Annotated in this window: 26 protein-coding genes and 1 pseudogene; 13 read left to right on the forward strand and 14 right to left on the reverse strand. The window is 59.5% G+C overall.

Annotation, left to right across the window (positions count from 1 at the left end):
* Window positions 1–83 precede the first annotated feature (83 nt).
* Window positions 84–740: an O-methyltransferase gene (locus AC1UK9_RS12290; RefSeq protein ID WP_482580216.1), complete on the forward strand. Its 657-nt coding sequence runs from the start codon at window positions 84–86 to the stop codon at window positions 738–740.
* Between the two features lie 27 nt (window positions 741–767).
* Here AC1UK9_RS12290 and AC1UK9_RS12295 read toward each other — a convergent pair whose 3' ends face one another.
* On the reverse strand, window positions 768–1,250 hold the full coding sequence (locus AC1UK9_RS12295; RefSeq protein WP_473015405.1) for a GNAT family N-acetyltransferase: 483 nt from the start codon (window positions 1,248–1,250) through the stop codon (window positions 768–770).
* 156 nt (window positions 1,251–1,406) lie between these two features.
* Between AC1UK9_RS12295 and AC1UK9_RS12300 the strand changes: the two are divergent.
* Window positions 1,407–1,511, forward strand: a pseudogene (locus AC1UK9_RS12300) (VOC family protein); the annotation flags it as partial.
* A 79-nt stretch (window positions 1,512–1,590) separates the two neighbouring features.
* Here the strand turns inward: AC1UK9_RS12300 and AC1UK9_RS12305 are convergent.
* Window positions 1,591–2,376 carry a 5'-nucleotidase, lipoprotein e(P4) family gene (locus AC1UK9_RS12305; RefSeq protein ID WP_482580469.1) on the reverse strand — a complete coding sequence of 262 codons (786 nt, stop codon included), beginning with the start codon at window positions 2,374–2,376 and terminating at the stop codon, window positions 1,591–1,593.
* A 376-nt stretch (window positions 2,377–2,752) separates the two neighbouring features.
* Window positions 2,753–3,529, reverse strand: coding sequence for an AraC family ligand binding domain-containing protein (locus tag AC1UK9_RS12310; protein ID WP_473015406.1), 777 nt, complete (start codon window positions 3,527–3,529; stop codon window positions 2,753–2,755).
* A gap of 107 nt (window positions 3,530–3,636) precedes the next feature.
* Between AC1UK9_RS12310 and AC1UK9_RS12315 the strand changes: the two genes are divergently transcribed.
* Window positions 3,637–4,521 (forward strand): EamA family transporter, encoded by an 885-nt coding sequence (locus AC1UK9_RS12315; RefSeq protein ID WP_482580217.1) that lies wholly within the window; start codon window positions 3,637–3,639, stop codon window positions 4,519–4,521.
* 110 nt (window positions 4,522–4,631) lie between these two features.
* On the opposite strand, the gene AC1UK9_RS12320 is transcribed toward AC1UK9_RS12315, so the two are convergent.
* Both AC1UK9_RS12320 and AC1UK9_RS12325 read right to left on the reverse strand, forming a co-directional pair.
* The gene (locus AC1UK9_RS12320; protein WP_482580219.1) at window positions 4,632–5,777 is read right to left on the reverse strand and encodes a serine hydrolase domain-containing protein; all 1,146 of its coding nucleotides are present in this window, start codon (window positions 5,775–5,777) and stop codon (window positions 4,632–4,634) included.
* A gap of 55 nt (window positions 5,778–5,832) precedes the next feature.
* Window positions 5,833–6,900: a fatty acid desaturase gene (locus AC1UK9_RS12325; protein ID WP_482580220.1), complete on the reverse strand. Its 1,068-nt coding sequence runs from the start codon at window positions 6,898–6,900 to the stop codon at window positions 5,833–5,835.
* 320 nt (window positions 6,901–7,220) lie between these two features.
* Between AC1UK9_RS12325 and AC1UK9_RS12330 the strand changes: the two genes are divergently transcribed.
* The 4 genes from AC1UK9_RS12330 (at window position 7,221) to AC1UK9_RS12345 (ending at window position 10,443) form a co-directional block, all read left to right on the forward strand.
* The gene (locus AC1UK9_RS12330; RefSeq protein ID WP_025111578.1) at window positions 7,221–7,784 is read left to right on the forward strand and encodes a recombinase family protein; all 564 of its coding nucleotides are present in this window, start codon (window positions 7,221–7,223) and stop codon (window positions 7,782–7,784) included.
* A 124-nt stretch (window positions 7,785–7,908) separates the two neighbouring features.
* Window positions 7,909–8,421, forward strand: coding sequence for a MarR family winged helix-turn-helix transcriptional regulator (locus AC1UK9_RS12335; protein WP_025111579.1), 513 nt, complete (start codon window positions 7,909–7,911; stop codon window positions 8,419–8,421).
* Entirely contained in the window at window positions 8,418–9,620 is a 1,203-nt protein-coding gene (locus AC1UK9_RS12340; RefSeq protein ID WP_482580222.1) for an FAD-dependent monooxygenase, read from the forward strand. The genes AC1UK9_RS12335 and AC1UK9_RS12340 overlap by 4 nt, the downstream gene beginning before the upstream one ends.
* A gap of 100 nt (window positions 9,621–9,720) precedes the next feature.
* Window positions 9,721–10,443, forward strand: a complete 723-nt coding sequence (locus AC1UK9_RS12345; protein WP_482580224.1) for a glutamine amidotransferase-related protein — start codon at window positions 9,721–9,723, stop codon at window positions 10,441–10,443.
* A 55-nt stretch (window positions 10,444–10,498) separates the two neighbouring features.
* On the opposite strand, the gene AC1UK9_RS12350 is transcribed toward AC1UK9_RS12345, so the two are convergent.
* The 3 genes from AC1UK9_RS12350 to AC1UK9_RS12360 all read right to left on the reverse strand — a co-directional run bounded on the left by AC1UK9_RS12350 (window position 10,499) and on the right by AC1UK9_RS12360 (window position 12,231).
* On the reverse strand, window positions 10,499–10,885 hold the full coding sequence (locus AC1UK9_RS12350) for a cupin domain-containing protein (RefSeq protein ID WP_482580226.1): 387 nt from the start codon (window positions 10,883–10,885) through the stop codon (window positions 10,499–10,501).
* Window positions 10,886–10,917: 32 nt separating this feature from the next.
* Window positions 10,918–11,781: an AraC family transcriptional regulator gene (locus tag AC1UK9_RS12355; protein WP_482580228.1), complete on the reverse strand. Its 864-nt coding sequence runs from the start codon at window positions 11,779–11,781 to the stop codon at window positions 10,918–10,920.
* An 81-nt stretch (window positions 11,782–11,862) separates the two neighbouring features.
* A complete protein-coding gene (locus AC1UK9_RS12360) occupies window positions 11,863–12,231 on the reverse strand; it encodes a hypothetical protein (RefSeq protein WP_482580229.1) in 369 nt (122 codons plus the stop codon).
* Window positions 12,232–12,482: 251 nt separating this feature from the next.
* Between AC1UK9_RS12360 and AC1UK9_RS12365 the strand changes: the two genes are divergently transcribed.
* Window positions 12,483–13,124 carry a LysE family translocator gene (locus AC1UK9_RS12365; RefSeq protein WP_473015417.1) on the forward strand — a complete coding sequence of 214 codons (642 nt, stop codon included), beginning with the start codon at window positions 12,483–12,485 and terminating at the stop codon, window positions 13,122–13,124.
* Between the two features lie 9 nt (window positions 13,125–13,133).
* Here AC1UK9_RS12365 and yghU read toward each other — a convergent pair whose 3' ends face one another.
* On the reverse strand, window positions 13,134–13,973 hold the full coding sequence (yghU, locus tag AC1UK9_RS12370; protein ID WP_025111586.1) for a glutathione-dependent disulfide-bond oxidoreductase: 840 nt from the start codon (window positions 13,971–13,973) through the stop codon (window positions 13,134–13,136).
* 184 nt (window positions 13,974–14,157) lie between these two features.
* Between yghU and AC1UK9_RS12375 the strand changes: the two genes are divergently transcribed.
* On the forward strand, window positions 14,158–14,601 hold the full coding sequence (locus AC1UK9_RS12375) for a LysR substrate-binding domain-containing protein (protein ID WP_482580230.1): 444 nt from the start codon (window positions 14,158–14,160) through the stop codon (window positions 14,599–14,601).
* Window positions 14,602–14,669: 68 nt separating this feature from the next.
* Here AC1UK9_RS12375 and AC1UK9_RS12380 read toward each other — a convergent pair whose 3' ends face one another.
* Genes AC1UK9_RS12380 through AC1UK9_RS12390 form a run of 3 tightly spaced genes read right to left on the reverse strand, consistent with a single transcriptional unit; the run spans window position 14,670 to window position 16,438 of the window.
* A complete protein-coding gene (locus tag AC1UK9_RS12380) occupies window positions 14,670–15,107 on the reverse strand; it encodes a GFA family protein (RefSeq protein ID WP_482580470.1) in 438 nt (145 codons plus the stop codon).
* A 60-nt stretch (window positions 15,108–15,167) separates the two neighbouring features.
* On the reverse strand, window positions 15,168–15,470 hold the full coding sequence (locus tag AC1UK9_RS12385) for a hypothetical protein (RefSeq protein ID WP_482580231.1): 303 nt from the start codon (window positions 15,468–15,470) through the stop codon (window positions 15,168–15,170).
* The gene (locus AC1UK9_RS12390; RefSeq protein WP_482580233.1) at window positions 15,467–16,438 is read right to left on the reverse strand and encodes a LysR family transcriptional regulator; all 972 of its coding nucleotides are present in this window, start codon (window positions 16,436–16,438) and stop codon (window positions 15,467–15,469) included. Before AC1UK9_RS12390 ends, AC1UK9_RS12385 begins: the two co-directional genes overlap by 4 nt.
* Window positions 16,439–16,564: 126 nt before the next feature.
* Between AC1UK9_RS12390 and AC1UK9_RS12395 the strand changes: the two genes are divergently transcribed.
* Complete coding sequence (locus AC1UK9_RS12395; RefSeq protein WP_482580236.1) at window positions 16,565–16,840, forward strand: DUF2798 domain-containing protein; 276 nt, start codon at window positions 16,565–16,567, stop codon at window positions 16,838–16,840.
* Between the two features lie 9 nt (window positions 16,841–16,849).
* Here the strand turns inward: AC1UK9_RS12395 and AC1UK9_RS12400 are convergent, their stop codons facing one another.
* Window positions 16,850–17,626 carry an APH(3')-II family aminoglycoside O-phosphotransferase gene (locus AC1UK9_RS12400; RefSeq protein ID WP_473015422.1) on the reverse strand — a complete coding sequence of 259 codons (777 nt, stop codon included), beginning with the start codon at window positions 17,624–17,626 and terminating at the stop codon, window positions 16,850–16,852.
* A complete protein-coding gene (locus tag AC1UK9_RS12405; RefSeq protein ID WP_482580237.1) occupies window positions 17,583–18,542 on the reverse strand; it encodes a LysR family transcriptional regulator in 960 nt (319 codons plus the stop codon). Before AC1UK9_RS12405 ends, AC1UK9_RS12400 begins: the two co-directional genes overlap by 44 nt.
* Window positions 18,543–18,648: 106 nt before the next feature.
* Here AC1UK9_RS12405 and AC1UK9_RS12410 point away from each other — a divergent pair, with 106 nt between their 5' ends.
* The 3 genes from AC1UK9_RS12410 to AC1UK9_RS12420 are packed head-to-tail and all read left to right on the forward strand — an operon-like array spanning window position 18,649 to window position 22,856.
* Window positions 18,649–20,376 carry an amidohydrolase gene (locus AC1UK9_RS12410; RefSeq protein ID WP_482580238.1) on the forward strand — a complete coding sequence of 576 codons (1,728 nt, stop codon included), beginning with the start codon at window positions 18,649–18,651 and terminating at the stop codon, window positions 20,374–20,376.
* Window positions 20,377–20,413: 37 nt separating this feature from the next.
* Complete coding sequence (locus AC1UK9_RS12415; RefSeq protein WP_482580239.1) at window positions 20,414–21,490, forward strand: C45 family autoproteolytic acyltransferase/hydrolase; 1,077 nt, start codon at window positions 20,414–20,416, stop codon at window positions 21,488–21,490.
* A 37-nt stretch (window positions 21,491–21,527) separates the two neighbouring features.
* Complete coding sequence (locus tag AC1UK9_RS12420; protein ID WP_482580240.1) at window positions 21,528–22,856, forward strand: MFS transporter; 1,329 nt, start codon at window positions 21,528–21,530, stop codon at window positions 22,854–22,856.
* Window position 22,857: the final 1 nt, after the last annotated feature.

Raw genomic sequence — 22,857 nt, forward strand, 5'->3', positions numbered from 1 at the left:
AATAGCGGATCGGGTGAATCACTCGCATCATTTAAATGCGACGAATTGCTCGCATCTTAATCCCCCATTGACGGAAAGCAATCATGACAACCCTGACCACTGAACCACTGGCGAGCCTGATCGAACGCCTCTACAACCAGGCCAGCGCCGCCACCAGTCCGCTGCTGGAAACGGTATCCGGCGCGGAGCGCGAACGCCTGATGCACAGCAAGACCGAGTACCTGAAGCTCTACGCAATGCTCAAGGACTTGTGGCTGCCGGTCTCCCGTGACACCGGCAAGCTGTTGTACATGTTGGCGCGCAATACCAAGGCCAAGGCGATTGTCGAGTTCGGCACCTCGTTCGGCCTGTCGACCCTTCACCTGGCGGCGGCGCTGCGCGACAACGGTGGCGGCATGCTGATCGGCAGCGAATTCGAACCGCAGAAAATCGCCCTGGCGCGTCATCACTTCGTCGAAGGCGGCGTCAGCGACCTGGTGCAGATCCGTGAAGGCGACGCACTCGTCACCCTCGCCAGCGACTTGCCGCCTTCAGTTGATCTGCTCCTGCTCGATGGCGCCAAAGCGTTGTATGGCGACGTGTTGAACCTGGTGGAAAAACACCTGAAACCGGGCGCGCTGGTGGTGGCGGATAACACCAACTATTGCCCGGAGTACCTGGCTTACGTGCGCGCACCGCAGAACGGTTACCTGTCCGTGCCGTTTGCCGACGATATCGAACTGTCGATGCGCTTGGGTTGAGGCAGGGTTCTGCGAGCGGGCAAGCGTCTACAAACGCATGCCCATTTCAAAGGCGCGGGGTTCAAATCCGAACTCCGCATACATCCGCGCGGCACGGCTATTGAACGGCCAGACGGTCAAACGCAGATCCTGAGCATCCTGTTCGACTGCCCAGTTTTTCACGAGCGCCATCAGCCCGCGCCCTATGCCTTTGCCCGAAAACGGTTCGGCGACACACACCGAGCCGATGCGCACAACGTTTTGCGGCTGCATCAATGGCCCTGAGCTGGCCGACAGGCTGGCGGTGATAAACGCCACCGCTTGGTCATCGACACTGGCGATGAAAACAACATGGCCCGGCTTCTCGAAAAGGCCTGACCAGTGAGGCAGATCGCGGGAAAACTCCACGGTGGCCGGGGCATAAATGTCGGGGCGGGCCGTGTGGTGCACCTCATTGAGCAGTTGGCCCAGCTCACACATGCTCAGTGCGTCTTCGACCGTCGCAGTTCGGTAAGTGATGGTTTCATCCATGGGGTGCAGCGCTCCTTGATGGCGTGGTTGCCTCGAAAGGCTCGGGCTTTTGTCTCACAGACGGGAAGGTATTCCAATGGGGAAATCGGTGATGAAACCGACTACATGAACAATCGCGTCGTGCTTACCATGAGTATCGTTTCGATGGGAGCCACCTCCGGGAGACGGATTATCTGGTTGCCAAAGCGCTTCGGGCATTTTTCCATTGAGATACTGCAAGAGAAAACGCTGCAGGCCTTTGTCGAGGCTGCGTTTATCTGAGAATTGGCGGATCCTGGTCGGGCCGAGCAGGGGGCGACAATAGTTGCCGCCCCCGCTGACTGACAATCGCATTAGCAAGTTACTGCTTGGGCTGCCAGGCCGTAGAACCCGCTGCCGCCTTGAACTTCGCACGATTCTGCGCGGTGGCCGGTGGTTCCGAGTCGCCGAAAATCGCTTTGAGCCAGTGCCCATCGGTCGGGTTCGGGAAAATAATGAACTTGCGCCCGAACTGCTCCTTGTCCTCGGTCATCAGGCTGGTGCGCTGTTTGACGTCTGCAACGTAGTACTTGCGCTTGAAGTCGTTGAGGTTGTCACCGAGCATCACCACCACATCGTAATCCTTGGCGATCTCCTGTTGACGCGGCTCCTTGTTGGAGCTGTCACGGTAAACCGTCAGGTGTTTCTCGTCGGCCACCGGCAGGTTGTTTTTGCGCAGGTTTGCCAAGGCGTATTCATAGGTTTTTTCACCCTGGTCGCGGCTGGTGACGTAAAAAATCTCAACGCCTTTGGATTGCGCATAGCTGAGGAAATCCACCGCACCGGGCGTGGCAACCGGGCCATTGTCAGCCACCCATTGGTCCCAGGCCGCGTCGTCGAAAAACTCCTTGTCGGCATTGATCATGTAGCCCCAATAGCTGTTGCTGCTGAGCACGGTGTCGTCGACATCGCTGATGATCGCCAATGGTCTATCGCCCGGCTTGTGCGCCTGCAGCGCTCGATCCAGTTGCATTCGGGCGATGTTGAACCCTTGGTAATAAAGCGCCTCGAACTCGGCGGCGGTCTGCTTCCAGGCGACGGCGGCGGTCAGAAGATTCGATGGCGGGCTGGCGGTTTCTTCTGCAAAGGCGGGAGCGCCGTGCAGCATCAGTAGAGAGAGAAACAAGGGGGAGATCTGGTTTATTTTTATTTTCACGTTTGAGCCCTTAAAACACGGATTGAGCCACTGCGGCCAATGCTGCCAAGGTGTTCTATCTCAGCCGGGATTCGGGCTCAACGTGGGTGTCGCGTTTGTGGACTAATCGGGCGTAATTCCTGTCATTTGTTTGTAATAAAGGCTGAAGATGGTGTTCATTTGAGTAATCGGCAATAGCGTCCATGGTGTGGCCCTCCAATCGAAGCGGACGACGCTGGCGCTGTAGCGTTGGTCATGTCCAGTGTTTGCATACGGTGGTTTTCTGCTGTTAATGGCTGACGGCTTTCGCCTGTGGCCGGGGCAACGATATCAATCATGCGCCCTGAACCTATGGCTCGACAAAGTAACGGCTGGGCACTTCCCCCAGCAATTGCTTGAACACCGTCGCGAAAGCACTTGAGCTGCTGTAACCCAACGCCAGGGCGACTTGTGTCACCGGCTGACCTTTGCCTAGCTGGACAATCGCTGCGAGCAGGCAGGCTTGCTGTCGCCATTCGATGTAGCTGATCCCGGTATGCAGCCGAAAATGCCGGGTGAAGGTTCGGCGACTCATTGCGGCGCGCAGGGCCATATCGTCGACGCTCACCTCCAGCGAAGGTTGGGCCAGAAACTCACGACAGACCCTCGCAAGGCGTGGATCTGTCGGCAGCGGGGCATTGAGGGACAGCGCGGGCATGTCGGCAATTTCGTGCAGCAGCAATCCCATCAAATGACCGTCACGTCCCTGAATGGAATATCGCGGGGGCACATCGATGGCCTTCAACAACAACTGGCGCAACAACGGCGAGACGTCCAGCACCTGACATTGCTCCGGCAGGCCCAGCCGGCGAGCCGCGTGTTTGCGAATATAGGTGTTGTGCAGGGTGACCGGGCCGCGCATCTGCATGGAGTGGGGGAGTTGCGCCGGAACCCAGATGCCGCGTTGGGGTGGCACGACCCAGTTGCCGTCATCGGTAAACACGGTGATGACACCACTGGCGGCGTACGCAAACTGACCACGTTGATGGTCATGGCGCGGGAACAGTGCGCCGTCGGCGTAGTCGCGCGCCGTCACGACGGCATCGCGCGCAATATTCTGATAGGTATCCTGGATTGTTTCTCGCATGGCCCGATTCTAATGAAAATTGGCCTGCCACGGAAAGCAGGCCAGATCGATTACCTGCATATTTCTCTGCACACGAGCATTTCGCTGTGCGTCGAGAAAGACTGAATATGCAGAAAAAACATGTATTACTCGCCGTGTTGGTAACGGCTGTCTGGGGATTGAATTTCCCCGTGACAAAGCTCGGGCTTGCCGGCATCGACCCGCTGCTATTGACCGCGATGCGTTTTGCGCTGGCTGCCTTGCCTTGGGTGTTTTTCGTCAAACGGCCGCGCGTTGCCTTGCGCTGGCTGGCCGCCTACGGGCTGATTTTTGGCGTGGCGATGTGGGCGTTGATCAACGTCGGAATCGCTTGGGGCGTGCCACCCGGCACTGCGTCGTTGCTGATCCAGTGCAGCGCATTTTTCACTTTGGGCTGGGGAGTGATTTTTTTCGGTGAGCGTCTGCGGCGGGCGCAATGGGTCGGGAGCGTGCTGGCAGCCGCAGGGTTGCTCGGGATCGTGGTGAGCAGCCCCGGCGATGCATCGAGGGCCGGTGTGGCGCTGGTCATCGGTAGCGCAATGGCATGGAGTATCGGCAACGTTGTGATCAAGGTCTCGAAGGTCCGTGAGATCTTCGCCTTCGTGGTGTGGGCCAGCCTGTTTCCGCCGATTCCGCTGCTGTTGCTGACGTGGCTGTTGCATGGCTCGGCGCCGTTCAGTGCGCTGCCTTCACAGTTCAATGCAATGACCTTGTTTTCACTGGCTTTCCAGGTCTACGCCGCGACGCATTTCAGTTACTGGGGCTGGAACCTGTTGTTGCGTGAATACCCGATGTCGCGGGTAGCACCGTTGTCACTGTTGATTCCGGTGTTTGGCATCTTCAGTTCGATGGTGATCCTCGGCCAGCATCCAGGTGCCACTGATTGGCTGTTGATCATGCTGGTGCTGTTGGCGATCGCCATAAGTTCGGGGCATTTGCAGGTATTGGCGTTGCGCCTGAACGGCGGCAGATGAGGTGCCAGGTGGATCGGGTTTCGAGGCCTTGGCCCGTTGCGGCAAGAGCCAGGGCAGAGAATGGCTGGTGCGTAGCCTTGAGCACGCACCCTGCCTGATGGATATCCCGCTCAAAGCGCCGCATAGACCAGCGATGATAGCCGGCCAGGGCGCGGATCAATCATCGAATGGCTGCCCGAGGTCGTGGTAACGAAACCAAAGCTCACTTGCTTTTCGGGGTCGGCGAAACTTATCGGGCCACCCAGGCCGATATGACCAAAGGTGTCCGGGCCCATGGCGTGTGAAGCTGTCGGGTCGATTTGCTGTTCCAGCATGCAGCCTAATCCATAACGCATTGGCCGCATCCATACCCGATCCATGCCATGACTGTGCTCTTGAGTGAATTCGATGAGCAGTTCGCGACCGATAAAGCGTCCGGCCAGCAACGCGCTGTAGAAACCGGCGAGGCCATGAGCGGTGCCGTGACCACACACAGCCGGCTGACGGTAGGCCCACCAGCGAGGATCACTGGTTCGTCGAGGCACCATCCCGGGGTTGGTGAAGGCGAGTGTCGCGACATGTGCTGGCTGGTTTTTCAGCACGGTTCGCAAGGCTTGCGAGTACGGATCACCAACGCGTCCCGTGGCACTGTCGAAACGAGCAATTCGATGAAAGTCCTGGTCGTCCACGCCAAGGTGAACGTCGAGTTCATGGGGGTCCAGAATCTCTTCGTGGATGAAGACACAGGGATCTCGTCCGTCCACCCGACGAATCAACTCACCAAGAATCCAGCCAAAGGTGGTGGTGCCGTACCCCAGGTCTGTTCCTGCTTCCCACCAAAGCGGCTCGGCCGCGAGGATCCGCACCATCTGCTCCCAGTCATACATCATGGGGTTATGGTCGGGTGCGCGCAGCGCCGGCAGGCCCGCAGTGTGGTTCATCACCTGACGCAGGGTGACCCTGGCTTTGCCGTTTTGGGCAAACTCCGGCCAGTAGCGGGCCACAGGCGCATCCAGTTCGAGCTTGCCGGCCTCGACCAACATCAGAATGGCCACCGCAACATAGGGTTTTACAACGCAAAAGGTATTGGCCAGCGTATCGCGGGCCCAGGGCTTCTTGCCCTCCTGATCGGCCATGCCGGCCCACAGGTCGACAACCATTTCTCCGCCGACCTGCACGCAGAGCCCGGCCCCGCGCTCTTGAGGATCATCAAACATGTCTTCGAAGGCTTGCTTGACCGCTTCGAACTGCTTGGCACACATCCCTTGCGCTTTCATCCCTCGAGTTCCTCCTATTTGAAGTGCTTCAAACAATTAGTGTTTGTTGGGAAATTCACCCCCGCGACCGAGTGTGAGAGTGATCCATGGAGAAGCGGTTCGCACGCTTGTAGGTGCCGAAGTCATTGAATCTGACACCTGCCTCAGCCATGACTTTATGAGCATAAGGTGCCGTCATCTGACGAAGATAGAACGGGTCTCTCACCACGAAGTGGTGAATGCTGTGAGTGCTGCCAAAGTTGAAACAGAACAGCTGAAACGGCCACAACCACCAAGGATTCATTACTTGGGTTTGTTGTAGCGCATTGCGTGGGGCAACATCGCCGTAGTAGTGCATGTTTGAGCTTATAAAAAACAGGCAGAACTGCCGTATCATATTTGGGGCGATCAGAATAACAACTACGCTATTGATGATGTTCATTAACGTCAGCGTCGCAGCAGAGCTATGGATTTCCTGTCCAATGATCGAGCCAAGCCAGACATACAGATGGTAGCCGAGGAACAGATACCAGCATCCCCAATATAAAAGACCGAACGGTGTATTGAGGCGGATAATCTTGCCCAACAATTTTACCTTTTGCCGCCATCCCGGAGCAAAAACCGCATTTAGAAAACCAAATACAAATCCATCCATGAGTTTCAATAACCGAAGTATTCCCCACGGATTGCCACTGGTGGTTATCCAGGCCTCGACATCCGTGTCGGTTCCGGATTCCTTGTGATGATGAAAGTGCAAATTGCGCCTTAGCCACGGACTGGGCATTCCCGGCCGGGCCAGCCAGCACAAAAACATCATGGCATTGTGCGCAAGCGGCTGTTTTCTGAAATAAAGACGATGAATCAAATCATGTTCGATTTCATGAATGAACGAAGTCAGCAGCGCATTGACCAGAATACACAGCCATCCGGGGATAAAACCCTCCAGGTAGAGGCCACCCGTGACGACCATCCCTATCAGGGAAAACGCCATGACGCTCGCACCAAGAGCATTCTGATACTGCAGGACCGGATAACGCTCGCGTAGATAATTGCCATGTTCGGTAATGCGCCTGGTTACATTCTCGATCTTTTCCTGATCGGTATCAGGGCGTTCAAGTGGGCTGGTGTTTTCCATGACATTCATTTATTCATCCTCTGTTTGCGCCGGGGAGTTACCCGTCCCGTCAAGCCGGTCACGTCAATTGTTCGAGCGATAAAACAACAGGTGCTAAAAAACACCGCGCAAAGTGCGTGCGCGCTATTCAATAAGTGCCAAATCGACGGCATTCCAAAAAGCTTGCTAGAATCATTTCGGGTTTTGAAATGATAAGGCAAGTACCCGTCTTTGCAACTGTGTATTTTGGGTGGGTCAAGTGTTACAGGTGTTGTGTAATTATTTGATTATTTAGTTACAGTTTGTACAAATATAAAATGCATGCGTACAAGTATTGCCAAGGAGGCACCATGAGATTGCACCGCATAAAATATTTCCGGCTGTCTCTACAACCGTCCGAGGACAACACAGAGAAAATCAGCCGTCATGATGTATTTGACGCAATGTTTTTCGATGAGCTTGCCGACAATTCCGTGAATCGCGCAGGCCTTCAAAGGCTGATTCGCTACGTGCAATGCGGAGACACCGTGGTGGTGGACAGCATGGCATCGCTCACCTCCAGCACCGAACAGTTGTGCAGCATCATTCGGCAGATGATGGAAAAACAGGTAACGCTCGAGTTTCTGAATGAAAACCTGATTTTTCGCCATGACTGTCTTGAAGTGGTGGAGCCCATCATTGCCGTCATGGAGCAGCTCGCAGAGTTCGAGCGTGCGGCGACCAGGGAAAAACAGGCCGCAGGAATTGCTAGCGCAAAGAGTCGGGGGTCCTACAGAGGCCGCAAGAAAAAACTGTCTGACAGTCAGGTTGTCAGTTTGATTGGCCGAGCCAGCAATGGGGAAAGCAAATCCAGATTGGCACGTGATTTTGATATCAGTCGTCAGACGCTTTATCGGTACTTGAAACCTACCTAGGGGCTTTTCGGCAAAGCGGGCCATTCATCAATCCGGCTTCGGAAACTAGCTAAGCAAGTTAGCTATATGTTAGCTTGGCTTTTCTCATCACGATCAGCCTCGAAATTCTGGATAGCCGCTAAGCATGAAGTCACCTTCACCCCCCGCCGAAGACCCACGCAATCTGCAAATCGCCAGCGACACCGTCGGCCAGCAGCTGCAGCAGATCGCTATCCTGACCCGAAAATCGGCGAGCCATCTGGGCATGGCCCTGGGCATCAATCAGACCGACATGGCCGCGCTGGAGCACCTGATCACGGACGGACCGCTGCCGCCCACCGAGCTTGCAGCGCGGCTTTCTGTGACCACCGCAGGCATTACTCAAGTCATCGACCGACTGGAGCGCGCCGGGCATGTGGTCCGTGAGCGCCAACTCGATGACAAGCGTCGGGTGCTGGTCTGTCCCGTAGCCGAGTCGGTGGCGCAGGCTTATCGGCATGTCGCGCCAATGCTCAATGGCCTGAGCGCTGTGCTCGGCGCGCTCGAAGGGCGGGAGCGCGCGGTGGTCGAGGGGTTTCTCGGGCAGGTGATCGAGGTCTACCGCAGCACCTTGCCCGGTAGCGCTGATCCTGACGCTGAACAGCAGGGCGCGCGATGAAAGCAAAAAAAGTGCTGGTGAGCGGAGCAAGCATCGCCGGGCCTGCCCTGGCCTATTGGCTGTCCCGGCAGGGCATGGACGTCACCGTGGTCGAGAGGGCGCCGGCGTTTCGCGATGGCGGGCAGACGATCGACGTGCGGGGTGCCGGTCGTATCGTCGTTCAGCGTATGGGGCTTGAGGGCCAGATCCGGGCGAACACGACCCATGAGCAGGGCATCGCCTTTGTTGACCGGGGCAATCAGACCAAAGCGTTCATTGATGTGGATGCGTTTGAGGGTGACGGCCCTATCGCCGAACTGGAAATCCTGCGCGGCGAACTCGCCAAACTCTTGATCCGCCACAGCCAGGAGCGGGTCACGTATCGGTTCGGCGACAGCATCGAAACCATCGAGGACGATGGCGAGCAGGTGCAGGTGCGCTTCGAGCAGGGAAGTGAGCAGGTTTACGATTTGGTGATTGTCGCCGAAGGCATCGGCTCGGCGACGCGCAATCAGGTATTTGGCGATGAAGTCCAGCGCCGCCTCCTGAATCTCTACACCGCCTATTTCACCGTGCCTCGGCAGCCGAGCGATGGTCAGGTCATGCGTTGGTACAACATCCCCGGCGGCCGCTGTGTGTGTTTGCGCCCGGATAATCTGGGCACCACGCGGGCCTTTTTGTCTTTCCAGCAAGCGCCGAGCGGGTACGAGAAATTGCCGAAGGATCAGCAGGTGTCGTTGCTCAAGCACATGTTCGCCGATGCCGGTTGGGAGACGCCTCGCGTGCTCGCTGCGCTGGAGGATGCAACCGACCTTTATCTGGACGCAGTGGGGCAGGTCAAGATGCCCCGTTGGTCCAAGGGGCGCATCGCGCTGGTGGGCGATGCAGCCTATTGTGCCTCGCCCATCAGCGGCATGGGCACGAGCCTGGGATTGTGCGGCGCGTATGTGCTGGCCGGCGAACTGGGCCGCCACACCGACCACACCCAAGCGTTCGCGGCTTACGAAAAGCGCCTGCGTCCTTACGTGACGCAGGCGCAAAGCGTGCCCGGGTTCGCGCCGAGACTGGCATCGCCGCATTCACGTCTGGGCATTGCACTCGGCCACGCAGTGTTGAGGATGGCCACCGCACCGGGGTTGAGGAGCTTGTTCGCAAAGATTCTTTCACCGAAGGCTGACGCAATCGACCTGCCGAATTATGAAGATCCGCAGGGCATGTAGCGGGAGCGTTTCCGGCCGAAAGCCAAGGCTTGCTAATGACACTATGTGTCATATAGTCTTTTGCGTGTCACTCCATCGCGCTTCCCATCAAGGATTTTCAATGAACGTTCATTTCGTGGTTCACGAAGCATTCGAGTTGCCCGGTGCCTATGAGACCTGGATTCTGCAGCGGGGGTACAAGGCAAGCTATTCGCATGTCCATGCGTTCGATGCCTTGCCTGAAAGCGTGGAGAGCATTGACCTGCTGGTGGTGCTGGGTGGCCCGCAATCGCCGGCGACTACGCTGGAGGATTGCCCGCATTTCGACGCGGCTGCCGAGTGCGGATTGATCGCTAAAGCCATCAAGGCGAACAAAGCGGTAGTGGGCGTCTGCCTGGGGGCGCAACTGGTGGGTGAGGCGCTGGGGGCTGCACACGGTCACAGCCCGGAAAAGGAAATCGGCAAGTTTGCGATCAGGCTGACGGAGGCGGGGAAAGGCAATGCCAAGGTGGCGCACTTCGGCGATGTGCTGGAGGTAGGGCATTGGCACAACGATATGCCGGGGCTGACGGCGGATGCGAAGATCCTCGCCGCAAGTGAAGGTTGCCCGCGGCAGATTGTCGAGTACAGCGATCTGGTCTACGGCTTTCAGTGCCACATGGAGTTCACGGCGGATGCCGTGGAGTCCTTGATTGGCGCGTCCGGCGACGAGTTGGCAGCGGCGACTGGACGTCGATTCGTGCAGCAGCCGGCGGCGCTTCGAACCAATGTCTATGAGGAGATGAACCTCAAGCTCTTCGAGTTTCTCGACCAGTTGGTGGCACAGTATCAGCGGCAACGCTAGGGCTGGAAAACTCATCAATGGCGCCGTCAAACCACGGTTTCACGGCGCATTCTGTTCAGATCCAGACGTCGTTGTCCGCCGTGCGCTCCCCACCTTCGTGCCCGGTGTTACGCACACCCCGAGGCTCGATCATCATCAATCGCGCTTCTCTCTCTGCTGCCGTCCGATGCTCGATCCCGCGTGGCACGACGTACAACTCACCTGGCCCGATGTAGACGCTGCCATGGGGCAGATCGATCCGCAGCGTGCCTTCGATCACGATAAAGGCTTCATCGGTTTCCGGGTGGGAGTGCCAGATGAACTCACCTTCGATGCGAACCACCTTGAACTGGTAGTCATTCATTTCGGCGACCACTCGCGGGCTCCATTGCTGGTCGATCAGTGCGGCTTTTTGCGCCAGATTGATGGCGTGCAGACTCGGTTCTTTGCGGGTGTGTGGCATGACAGATCCTCTCTCAAACGGGAGTCGTCAGCCTAGCGAAGGGGCGATTGGCAATGCTTGTACGATCCTGCAAGTTGATCCTGTGCGCGCACGCGCTCCAGCCAACGCGACGGAGATACACCATAAGTGCGGGTGAAGTGTCGGGTCATGTGACTCTGGTCGTGAAAACCCGCCGCCAGCGCGGCGTCCACCAGCGAGAACCGGTCAAGTACCAGCATGCGGAATACATCCAGGCGACGCAGGGTCACGAAACGATAAGGGCTGGTGCCGAACAGCACTCTGAAGTCCCGGGAGAGGCTCCACTTTTCACGGCCGCTGGCGTGCTCCAGCATCTCCAGCGTCACGCTCTGGTGCAGGTGGGCCATGATGAATTCTCTGGCGCGCTCGGCTGCCGGGTAATCGAGCAGTTTGCGTCCACGAGGTTTGCCCGCCACCGCTCGCAGGGCCATTGCCAGCTCAAACAGGGCGTCCTGTTCTTCCAGCGGATCGAGTGCGTGATCCATCGCCTGCACGAAGGATTCGCTGGCCCGATACAGACGCGGATCGCTGGAGAGGCCGCCGGCGATAAAGGGTAACGGCTCACCCTCCAAAACCTGCTGAATCAGGGCCGGGTCGATATAGGCCATGCGATAGTGGAAACCTGCTTCGGTCCCGGCCATGCCGTCGTGCAGTTCATCTGGATGCAGCAGCAAAGTGTTTCCCGGCAAACCGTGGCGCAAGGTGCCCTTGTAGTGAAAGCTCTGCACGCCGGAGAGTGTGCGGCCGATCGAATAAGTGTCGTGCCGATGTGGCTGGTAGCCATGGCCGCCAAACCAGGCCTCGATGCGTTCTATCCGCCCCGGCTGAGTGCTGCGCACTAACCAATCGGAACCTGGATCTGGTTTGGACTGTTCCATGGTTTCACTGTCCCTGAAGGAGAAAGCCAGCTGCGAAGGATGATAGCGAACCTGATCGAAAGCCGGGTAGTTACAGCTCCATCACCGTTGCCCCCGCGTGTTTTGCGCCAGACGCGCACGCCAGTTGCCACCGTGCGTGCGCAGGCACTCTTGTTCGGAGTCGAAACGCACGCAGCGGTCTGAAGGGATCAGTTCGATGTCGGCTTCCCTCAGTGCGGTGGCCGTCAGTTCGAAGATGCGTGCTTTGGCTTGCGTCAGGGCGAGCGTTTTGTCTGCCTCGGTTTCGAACACCCAGATGACTGTCAGGGTTTCCGGCAACTCGTTCAGGTCAGCGGTGTGGGTCAGCCAGGTGAAGCCTTTGATTTCACCTTTTGCGGTTTCACACGCGTCAGTGAGCGTGGCAATCAAGCGCCGCTCGATCCGCGCCAGTTCACGTTTTCCAGGGGGCATTGCGAGTTCCTTTGCCGACAATGGCCAGCGATCAAAAGCGCTCATCATATATCGCCGGCAGCGAGGAAGTCGTACGCCGGATCAAAGGCGAACTCTTCGCGTATTCCCAGGTTTGTAGATCAGCGTATCCAGCTCTTTACCCGCCACTGCCTCCGGGTCAGGCCCGGTACTTTTTTCCATCGCCTGAATCCGCGTGCAGAGAGCTGAAGCTGCGGTAACATGCCTCACCTCACTACCCACGAGCATTGAAAATGGATTCTCACTCGATTCTGACCTTCACCCTGGTTGCGGCAATTGCCATCGCCAGTCCCGGGCCTGCGACTTTGATGGCGATCAACAACAGCCTGGCTCACGGGCAGCGCAGCGCGATCTGGTCATCGCTGGGCAATGCCAGCGGCCTGTTCTGCCTGTCGGCGGCGGCGATGTTGGGGTTGGGGGCGTTGCTGGCGAGTTCCGAGTGGCTGTTCAATGCGGTGAAAATTCTTGGTGCCGGCTACCTGTTCTATCTGGGGCTCAAGCAGTTGTTCAAGAAAGGCCCGATGCTGCCCGACGGCATTGCCGATGACGTGAGCAAGAGCCGGCCGACCCGGACGAAGCTGTATAAGTCGGCGTTCCTCACGGCGGTGACCAACCCCAAGGCGACGATGTTTTTCACCGCGCTGTTCCCGCAGTTCATCGATCAGGGCGCAACGCTGTTGCCGCAGTTCCTGATCCTGACCTCAATCTTCATGGCATTGTCGGTGACGTCGCTGAGCCTGTATGCCGCGCTGGCCTCCCGGGCCAAGGGTGTGCTGACCCGGCCCGCGTTGTCGCGTTGGGTCAGCCGGGTGGTGGGCACCACGTTCATCGGTTTTGGTGCGGCGATTTTGACCATGCGCCGGCAAACCGTTTAAGCCCTGGAATCAATCCAGGTCGCTGGCCTGATGCCGTTCCGCGACCTGGCTCGCCTCGTCACCCCAGGTGCGGTTGACGCGTTGCCCGCGCTTGACTGCCGGTCGCTGGGCGATGTCTTCTGCCCAGCGTTGCACGTGGGTGTACTCCTGGGCCGCTAGAAACTCGGCAGCCGAATACACGTTGTTGCGCACCAGTTGGCCGTACCACGGCCAGACGGCGATGTCGGCGATGGTGTAGCTGTCGCCGGCCAGATAGCGGCTTTCACCGAGACGGCGGTCAAGCACGTCGAGCTGTCGCTTGGCTTCCATGGTGAAGCGGTTGATCGGGTATTCGAGCTTCTCCGGTGCATACGCGTAGAAATGCCCGAAGCCACCACCCAGATAAGGCGCCGCGCCCATCTGCCAGAACAGCCAGTTGAGGGTTTCGGTGCGCCCGGCTGGGTCTTTGGGCAGGAAGGCGCCGAATTTCTCCGCGAGATACAACAGGATCGAGCCGGACTCGAACACCCGAATCGGCGGCTGCGCGCTCCGGTCGAGCAGTGCCGGAATCTTCGAGTTCGGGTTGATCTCGACAAAGCCGCTGGAGAACTGATCGCCTTCGTTGATGCGAATCAGCCACGCATCGTATTCGGCACCGGTGTGCCCCAGTGCGAGCAACTCTTCCAGCAGGATGGTCACCTTCACGCCGTTGGGCGTTGCCAGCGAGTAAAGCTGCAGCGGATGCTTGCCCACGGGCAGCGTTTTGTCATGCGTCGGCCCGGCAATCGGGCGGTTGATGCTGGCGAACTGGCCGCCGGACGGTGCTTCGTGCTTCCAGACTTTGGGCGGTACGTAGGGCGCTTTACTCATGAAATGGGCCTCATCGTGATTGTGCCGAGAATGACCTGACGGGTATCAGACGCGACAGCATAAACGCTCTGGCTCAAGTCTGCGCAACCCCCGGGATCATCAAACAGGCTGCCAGGCCAATCAGCGCGGCACCGATCACCTTGTCGATCATGACGATTTCCATTGGGATGCAAGCGTGCATGGCGTGACGATTTGCGAGGAGTGGATCGGCCCGGTCTGCGTGCCGACCGGTCCTCCTGCAAGCGATCATTTGCACGGCGCACGCTTGTTGCGCAGCAAGACGCGCCCGCAGGCGTGGGACAACTGGCTGCGGCTGGCGGATATGACCGCGGCAGACGCCAGCCGGGTCGATTACGAGTATTTCTACCTGTGCATTCAGGCGGCGCTGGCAGGGTTGGGGATTGGCATGGCGTCGTTTCTGATGGTGCAGGACGAACTCAAGTCCGGCCAGTTGATCGCGCCATTCGGCTTTGTGCGCGATGGTTCGAGCTATTGCCTGTTGTCACCGCGACCGTTTGAGCAGAGCACCAATGCCATGCTGTTTCGCGAATGGGTGACGCAGCAGATGAGTGCGTGCGGTCGGCAACTCGGGGATGGAATTACGGTTCGCTCACCCGAGTCTGTTTAACCCCGCCATCAGTCGCCGCTGTGTACCATCAGTGCCGGGAAAATCGGCCTGTGATCGACAGTTCAGTGCTAGTGATGTGGCCAGTGATCTTGAATTTCATACCACGAAGCTTTGGATGTCACCTCGACATGCTGCTGTTTGTCAGGGATAAAAACCGTATCCAGTGTTCCCAGCGCTATTGAGATCCAGTCCGAGAACTCGCCTCGGCTGCGGGACCAAAACAGCGAAGCCCCGCAGTGAGTGCAAAATTGACGCAGCACTGCTTCAGAAGATGGATAAGACTTGATGTCGTCGTTGCCCTGCAACAACTCGAGGTCATTACGCAGCACGCTGCCATAGCTGGCAAATGCTGCACCATGGCTTTTGCGACACTGACTGCAATGGCAGTGAGCAACCGCTTTTGGTTTTGAGTTGATCTGGTATTTGACTGCGCCGCAAAGGCAACTGCCTCGCAAGGTCTCGGATGGACTTTTTAGCGAGTCCGGATCGAATGATGTGTTGGCGATCTCGCTGACGTCAGGTGCTAGCTGCCATTGACCGCAGGTGCCTGTGATCTGGCGTACAACCTATTGCTGCGGGCCCGTCCAGGATAGCTCGAGGTAGGGGCCTGCAAGCTGCGCGTTGGCGATCAGCAAGCTCGCTTCATCCGCCGGGCCGGGGCACATGCCTCCGGCCGCGAAAGGTACGCGCGCAAGCATCAGCTCGTTGAGCAGGCGTACGAGCTCGGCGTGGGACGTGAACGTTAGCGTGCGTTCTCCGGCTGCAGCACCGGCAAACACCAGATGGCCCGTCATCGAATCGGTCGATTTGATCGACGCCAGATGTACGGGGGGCTGCCCTGAGTCTTTTGCATAACGTGGCGTGTTCACTGCAAATCCTTTTCATCAGGTGTGTGAAACGTGGTGGCCAAAGCATTTTCCATCGGCCAGCGCTTCTTCAAATGTTCCGTCAAATATTCCATGAACGCTCGGACCTTCGGCGTCAGCGCCGCACGCTCCTGCACGCAGGCAAAGATCTCCATCGGCTCGCCGTAAGCCTGGTGTTCAGCCTGGTATTGCTCGAACAGCGGCAGCAACTGACCGCTTTCGAGATAGGGGGCTGCGACGAATTCGGCCAGGCGTGTGACGCCTGCGCCGTTGACGGCCATTTGCGCCAGGGCGTCGATGTCGTCGCTGATGGCGGTGGCGTTGATCGGGGTGTCGTAGTGCTGGCCGTCGCGGATAAAACCCCAGCGCAGAAAGCGCCCGTCCAGCGGGTAGCGGAATGCCAGGCAGGCGTGGTGCTGCAGGTCTTGCGGCGCTTGCGGTACACCGGCGCGCTCAAGGTAGGCAGGGGCGGCGCAGAAGACGAAGGGCAGGGACACGATCCTGCGTGCCACGATGCCGTCTTCCAGTTGCGGCTTGATCCGCAGGCTCAGGTCGATGCCGTTCTGGATGTGGTTGATCTTGCCATTGGTGATCGACAGTTCCAGCAGCAGGCGCGGGTGCAGCGCGGCGAAACCGGCAATCAGCGGTGCCAGCACATGCCGGCCGAACGCGGAGGTCGAGGCGATGCTCAAGCGGCCGTGCAGCTCGCCTTGATCGCTGATGATCGAGCTTTGCGCTGACTCCAGATCCGCCGCGATGCGCCTGACCTTTTCGTAATACTGCGCGCCGTTTTCGGTCAGGGCCATGCGGCGGGTGGTGCGTTGCAGCAGGCGTACGCCGAGGTGCGTTTCGAGGCGATTGAGGGTCTGGCTCACGGCGGCCGCACTGACGCCCAGAGTCTTGGCGGCGCCGACGATGGAGCCGGCTTCGACCACTTTGATAAAACTGGCAATCGCCGCCAACAGATTCATCCGTGTCCCGCCGAGTGGGTTCGATTCGTAAGTTCTGCTTTATAAAGTACCTGTGGCGGGCCGTCTAGTTGGCGGGCAGGGGCTTTGCTAAGGTGCCGGCTCCCTGTCAATGGATGGAAAAGCCATATGAATCAAAGAACAACCACCGAAGCCTTGTATCCCTCGCGTCGCAAGCTGTCACCGCGGGCGACGCCGTATGTGTTTGCGCTGTACATGGCGACGATCATGGCGTTCCTGATGTCGCTGGTGATCACCGCCGCCAACTCCGGCATTGATAACGACTACCTGAGTAATGCGTTGCACGCCTACAAGCTGGCGATGCCGGTGGCGTTTCTGTGCATCCTCGTGGTGCGGCCGATTGTGATCAAGCTTGTGTCAATGACGGTGCACCCGCATCGCTGATTTCACACCTCAGAAAAACTCGTCCAGCAGCTGATAGAAGGCGACTTTTTGCTGATCCGGCTGGACCCCGTAAGCGTCGAAAAACACCGGCACCCATTGTTCGCCGAGGTTGTAGGCAATGCTGTGGGCCGCCAGCGCCAGGTCCTGAAAACGGTCGGCCACTCCCAGTCGCCCGCAGTCGACGAAACCGCTGAAGCGGTCGTTGTCGGCGAGCAGGTTGGGCAGGCACGCGTCGCCGTGGGTCACCACCAGGTCTTCGCTGGCCGGGCGTGCGTCGAGCATCTGCTGGAACACCGCTTCGGCGCTTTGGCCGAGGCGCGAATCGTCGAAATCTTCTTCGTCGATCAGACCGGCCAGCAGGTGCTCCCGGGCCAGGGCGATTTTCGGATCAAGGCGATGGTCGAACGGGCATTGGGTGATGTCGAGCGCGTGCAATGTGCGCAAGGCATTCGCCGCCAGTGTGACGATTTGCTGTGGGGTGAGGTGCTCGCTGCTGGCGAGGTCGCGCCCCGGTACAGCGCTCATCAGCAGCCAATAGCGGTCCTGCTCATCGATGCTGTCGAGGACCCGCGCCGCCGGCAAATCCTGCTCTGCCAGCCAGCGCAGGCGCTGCACTTCGCCGGGCAGTTCGGCAAAGGAGATGCGTGGTTCCGATTTGACGAACAGCGGCGCCGAGCCGGCGGGCGTCAGGCGAAACACGTCGGCGCGGGATTCGCCGATGGTCTGTTGTTCGCAGGCGCTGTCAGCGAAGCGGCTGCGCCATGTCTGTGGTAGCTGCATTTTCATTCGTCCCTTGCGGTAATGGGCGCCAGTGCGCCTTCAGAAACTCGATAAACACTTTGACCTTGCGCGTGCTGCGGCGGTGGGCCAGATACAGCACGTAAATCCACGGGCCGAATGCGCTCGGCTCACGCCAGTATTCGGGCATCACCTCCACCAGTTCGCCGCGCGCCAGATACGGTGCGGCGCTCCATTGCGGCAGAAACTGCAGGCCCTGGCCCTGTAGCAGGCAGGCCAGCAGAAAGTCGTAATTGTCGCTGGCCACGCGCGGGCTCGGCTGGGTCAAACGTATCCGCCGGTCCCCTTGCTTGACCCACCAGAAATGCCGGTTGAGCAGCGGGTGCCGGAAGATCAGCCAATCATGGCGCTGATAGTTGTCCAGCGACACCTCTTGACCCTTGCGTGCCAGATACGCCGGGCTGGCGCACAACACCACCTGATTTTCGACGATGGGCTGGGCGATCACTCCCGGCAGATCGATCGGGCCGTCGCGCAGCGCCAGATCGTAACCGCCATCCACCGGATCGTCATAGCTGTCGCTCAAGTCGACCTCCAGATGCACCTGCGGATGGGCGTCGAGGAAACGGCAGCAGACTTCGTTGAGAAACGCCGGGGCGAAGGAGGGCGGGGCGGTGATGCGCAAGCCGCCGCTCAATTCGTGCTTGAGCTGTTCGACGCCTTCGCAGGCCAGTTGCAGTTGCATCAGCGCCTGCCGCGCGCCGTCCAGATAAATCCGCCCGGCCTCGGTCAGCGCCATGCGCCGCGTAGTCCGGTCGAACAGCCGTGTACCGAGTTCCTCTTCCAGCTGTGCCACGGCTTTGGTCAGGGCTGACGGGGTCTTGCCGAGCACCTCGGCGGCGCGGCTGAAATTACCGTGTTCGGCGGTGGCGACGAACATGGTCAGGGCGCTCATCTTGTCCATTGATCTATTCCTGCTGGGCACAGAAGTTGTGCGCGAGGTGGCATTCAGTTATCGCCAGGGCTTGGATAGGCTTGTTCGCAGCCTAACAAAAATAACGAGAAACCTCATGAAGCAGCTACTGACCCTGATGGTGTCATCGGCACTGGCCTGTGCCTCACTGGAAAGTCTGGCGTCAGCCGATCTGATCCTGCACAACGCCAAGGTCTACACCGCCGAACCCGGCCAGGCCTTGCAGCAAGCGGTCGCGGTGGAGAACGGCAAGATCCTCGCAGTGGGTACGGATGCGCAGGTGTTGCGCCTGAAAACGGCAGCCACGCAGGTGATCGACCTGCACGGCAAAGTGCTGATGCCGGGCTTCATCGACTCGCATTCCCACACGATCAAGGGCGGGCTGCAGTTGTTGCAGGCCAACCTCGATGGGCAGTTATTGCCGCTCGAACAACTGGAACAACGCCTGCGCCAGTGGCGCCAGGACGGCAAGGCGCAACGCGGGGAATTCCTCAGTGTCGGCGGGTTGCCGTCGACCTACTGGAGTGACGTCGCCGCTCTCGAACAGCGCTTCAATCAGGGCGAATGGGCGAACCAGCCGATCCTGCTGTTGGGCTGGGATCTGCACACCGGGTGGGCCAATCGGGCCATGCTCGAACGTGCCGGCGTCACGCCTGAAAAGGTCAAGGCCCTCAAAGGTGAAGAGCAGGCGACCATCGGCCATCACCCCGACGGCACCCCGGATGGCTTCCTCGTCGATGCCGGTCTGTACCCGGTGCAGGCCTTGCTGCCGCCGCCGACGGCTGAGGCGTTGCTGGCCGGCGGGCGCGCGGCGCTGAGCTATTACAAGCGTCTGGGAATCACCGGGTGGATGGACCCGATTGCCAACGAAGTCCCCGGCAGTGACGTCACCAACAGCACGCTCGGGGTGTTGCCGACCTATAAGCAACTCTCGGAGAACGGCGAGCTGACCGCCCACGTTGCGGCGTTGCTGATGGCCGATTCCAAGGCTACACCGGCCGACCTCGATGAGCTGGACAAGGTCCGTCAACAGTTCCTCGGTGTCAGCAACCTGACTTTGCCGGGGATCAAGATCTTCGCCGACGGTGTGGCCGAAGTGCCGGCGCAAAGTGCGGCGATGCTTGAGCCGTACAGCAACTCGAAAAAGACCGGCGAGCTGCTGATCGACCCCGCGCATTTCGGCGAACTGGTCAGCGCCGCCGATGCGCGCGGCTGGCTGGTGCACATCCACGCCATTGGCGACCGCGCGGTGCGTGAGTCGCTCAACGGCATCGAGCAGGCGCGCAAGGATCGCCAGAGTGGCATCGCGCACTCGATCACCCATCTGCAAATGGTCAACCCCAAGGAGTTCGCCCGCTTCAAGGCGCTGAATGTGATCGCCTCCATGCAGATGTTCTGGGCCGCCGCCGATGAGTCGAGCATGGATCTGGTCAAGCCCTACGTCAGCGCGATGGCCTTCATGTACACCTACCCGGCGCGCTCGCTGCTGAAGAACGGCGCGACTATCGCCGGCGCCAGTGACTGGCCGATCACCACCCCCGAGCCTTGGAAAGCGATCTATCAGGCCGTCAGCCGCAAAGGCCCGAAAGGCGTGCTCAACGCCGCCGAAGACATCGACCGCCAGACCATGTTCCAGGCCTACACCCTCAACGCGGCCAAGGTCCTGCGCCTGGAAGACCAGATCGGCTCGCTCAAGCCCGGCAAGCAGGCGGACATGATCGTGCTCGACCGCGATGTGTTCAGTGTCGAGTCCGAAGCCCTGCGCGACACCCAAGTGCTCACTACCTGGTTTGCCGGTCGCGAAATCTACCGCCGCAAGCCTTGATGGCCTCTCTGTGCAACGTAAACAAGGAAACCCTTTCGTGAATGTTCATTGCTTCGTCACCGACACCCGTAATCCGCAGATTCGCGGGCATCAGATTGGCGCCACCTGGGCCGCGCAGATCCGCCAGACGGTGGCGCTCTATCTGAATTTCTTCAATCAGGTCGGTGTGCCCCAGGCACAGGTGCAGGCCATCGGCGAAGCCAGCCTGCAAACCCTGCAAGGCTGGTGCCCGAGCCTCGCCGAAGAAATCGTCGCCACCGCTGAAGGTGCTGGCGTGCCGCTTTGGCAGCTCGCCAGCCTCAACGCCCGCACCGAGATTCTGGCGGTGATGCCGGCGTCCACCGAAGGCGAGTGCTCGACCGCCGTGTTCGCGCCCAACGGCGCACTGCCGCCGCGCACCATTCAGACTTGGGACTGGCACGATTCGCTGGTGCCCAACGGGCTGCTCCTGCAACTGACCACGGCCGGGGGGATGACGGTCAAGCTGTTCACCGAATTCGGCATGCTCGGCAAGATCGGCGTGAACAGTGCGGGGCTGGGGCTGCACTTCAATATCCTGCACCATGCCAGCGACAACGGGTCTGCCGGAGTACCGGTGCATGCGATTGCCCGGCGCATTCTCGAAGAAGCCACCTGTATTGATGAAGCGATTGCTCTGGCGCGTTCGGCGCGGGTGAGCGCCTCCACGGTGCTGACCGTGTTCTCCCGTGATGACTCCAGCCCTCGTGCGGTGAGCATTGAAATGTCACCGGCCTTCACCGCTGTGGTGCGACCTGATGCCGAGGGCTGGATCACCCACACCAACCACTTTCTCGACCCCGAACTGAGCCTCGGCGAACGCACGCCTGACGCTTCGACGACTTACGCGCGCTTCGCCCATGTCAACGCGGCGCGGCAAAGCATGGCCAGTGGCAAGCTGAGCCGTCGGGCTGACGCCATGTGCGGCGAGGCGGGCGAAGACGCGCCGATCTGCTTCCACCCCGACCTGAGCATGCCGGCCACCGAGCGCTGGGAAACCCTGCTGACGATTGGCATCGACACTGAAAACAGCGTGCTCGAATACGCTGCCGGCAACCCTAAACAACTGGCCCGAAACGGCTATCTGCGTTTCTGAGTCGCTGCTTCCAATAAAAACAAAACGAGCATTGCACATGGCTACCGAGATTGATCGCAAGAGCGGTTCCCCGTCTGCGCTGAGGACGTTTTTTGTCTCCGGCATGGGCACCGCCCTGGAGTTCTATGACTTTGTGATTTACGGCACCGCCGCCGCGCTGGTGTTTCCCAAGGTGTTCTTCCCGCAGATGGATCCGCTGACTGCGACCCTGGTGGCGTTCGGGGCTTTCGGTGCAGGCTTCTTCGCCAGGCCGCTGGGCGGCATGGTGTTCGGGCATTACGGCGACAAGCTGGGCCGGCAGAAAATGCTGGTGATCACGTTGCTGCTGATGGGCTTGAGCACGCTGCTGATCGGTTGCCTGCCGGGCTATGCCACCCTCGGCGCCGGCGCGCCGGTGTTGCTGGTGCTGCTCAGGCTGGTGCAGGGCTTTGCCGCGGGTGGCGAGTGGGGCGGTGCGGCGTTGTTCGGTATCGAATCGGCGCCACCCGGACGACGGGGGCTGTGGGGCAGTTTCACCAGCATGGGCATCGGTATCGGTGGGATTCTCGGTGCCGGGGTGTTCGCCATCGTCAGTGTCGTGTCGCACGATGACCTGGCCGGATTCGCCTGGCGCATTCCGTTCTGGCTCGGTGGCGTGCTGGTGCTGATCGGCCTGTATGCGCGTTTGCAGAAGCCGCTCGAAACAACGGCCGAACCGCAGGCGCACGTGCGCATGCCACTGCTCGAAGCACTGCGCGCACGACCCAGAGCCATGCTGTTGTGCACCGGCATTGCCTTTGGCTACGTGACCATTGCCTACATCGGCAGCACGTTCTTTCTGTCGTACGCCACGCAGCTGGGTTATGGCAGCACTGACGCGCTGGTTTTCGACTTGTCGCTGTCGATCGCCATCGTGATGACCGCGCCGCTGTTTGCCTTGCTCTCCGACCGGATCGGCCGTCGCAAGGTGATGGTTCTCGGCGCGGTGATCATGGCCCTCGGCTTCTTCGCGTTCTTCCCGTTGGTCGGCCTCAAGAGCCGATGGATTTCTACCGCTGCGTACATCGCCATCGGTGCATTCATGGGGGCGACGCAAGGTCCGATTCCGGCGTTCCTGGCCGAACAGTTTCCACGGCAGATGCGTTATTCGGGGATGTCGGCGGCCTATCAGATCGGCGCGGCGCTGGGTGGCGGGACGGCATCCAGTGTGGCCACAGCGATTCTGATCGCCAACCACCACGACGCGTTCGGGGTGGCAGTTTACGGCGCGATTGCGCTGGGCATCGTGGCGCTGTGTTCATTGCTTCTCAAGGAGACGGCTCACCTTAGTCTTGAGCAGATCGACGAGGCCGACTGGCCGCAGACAGCGCCGGTCGTCACGGGTTAGC

The sequence above is a fragment of the Pseudomonas sp. AK-TSAG1-1 genome (genome assembly GCF_056821665.1).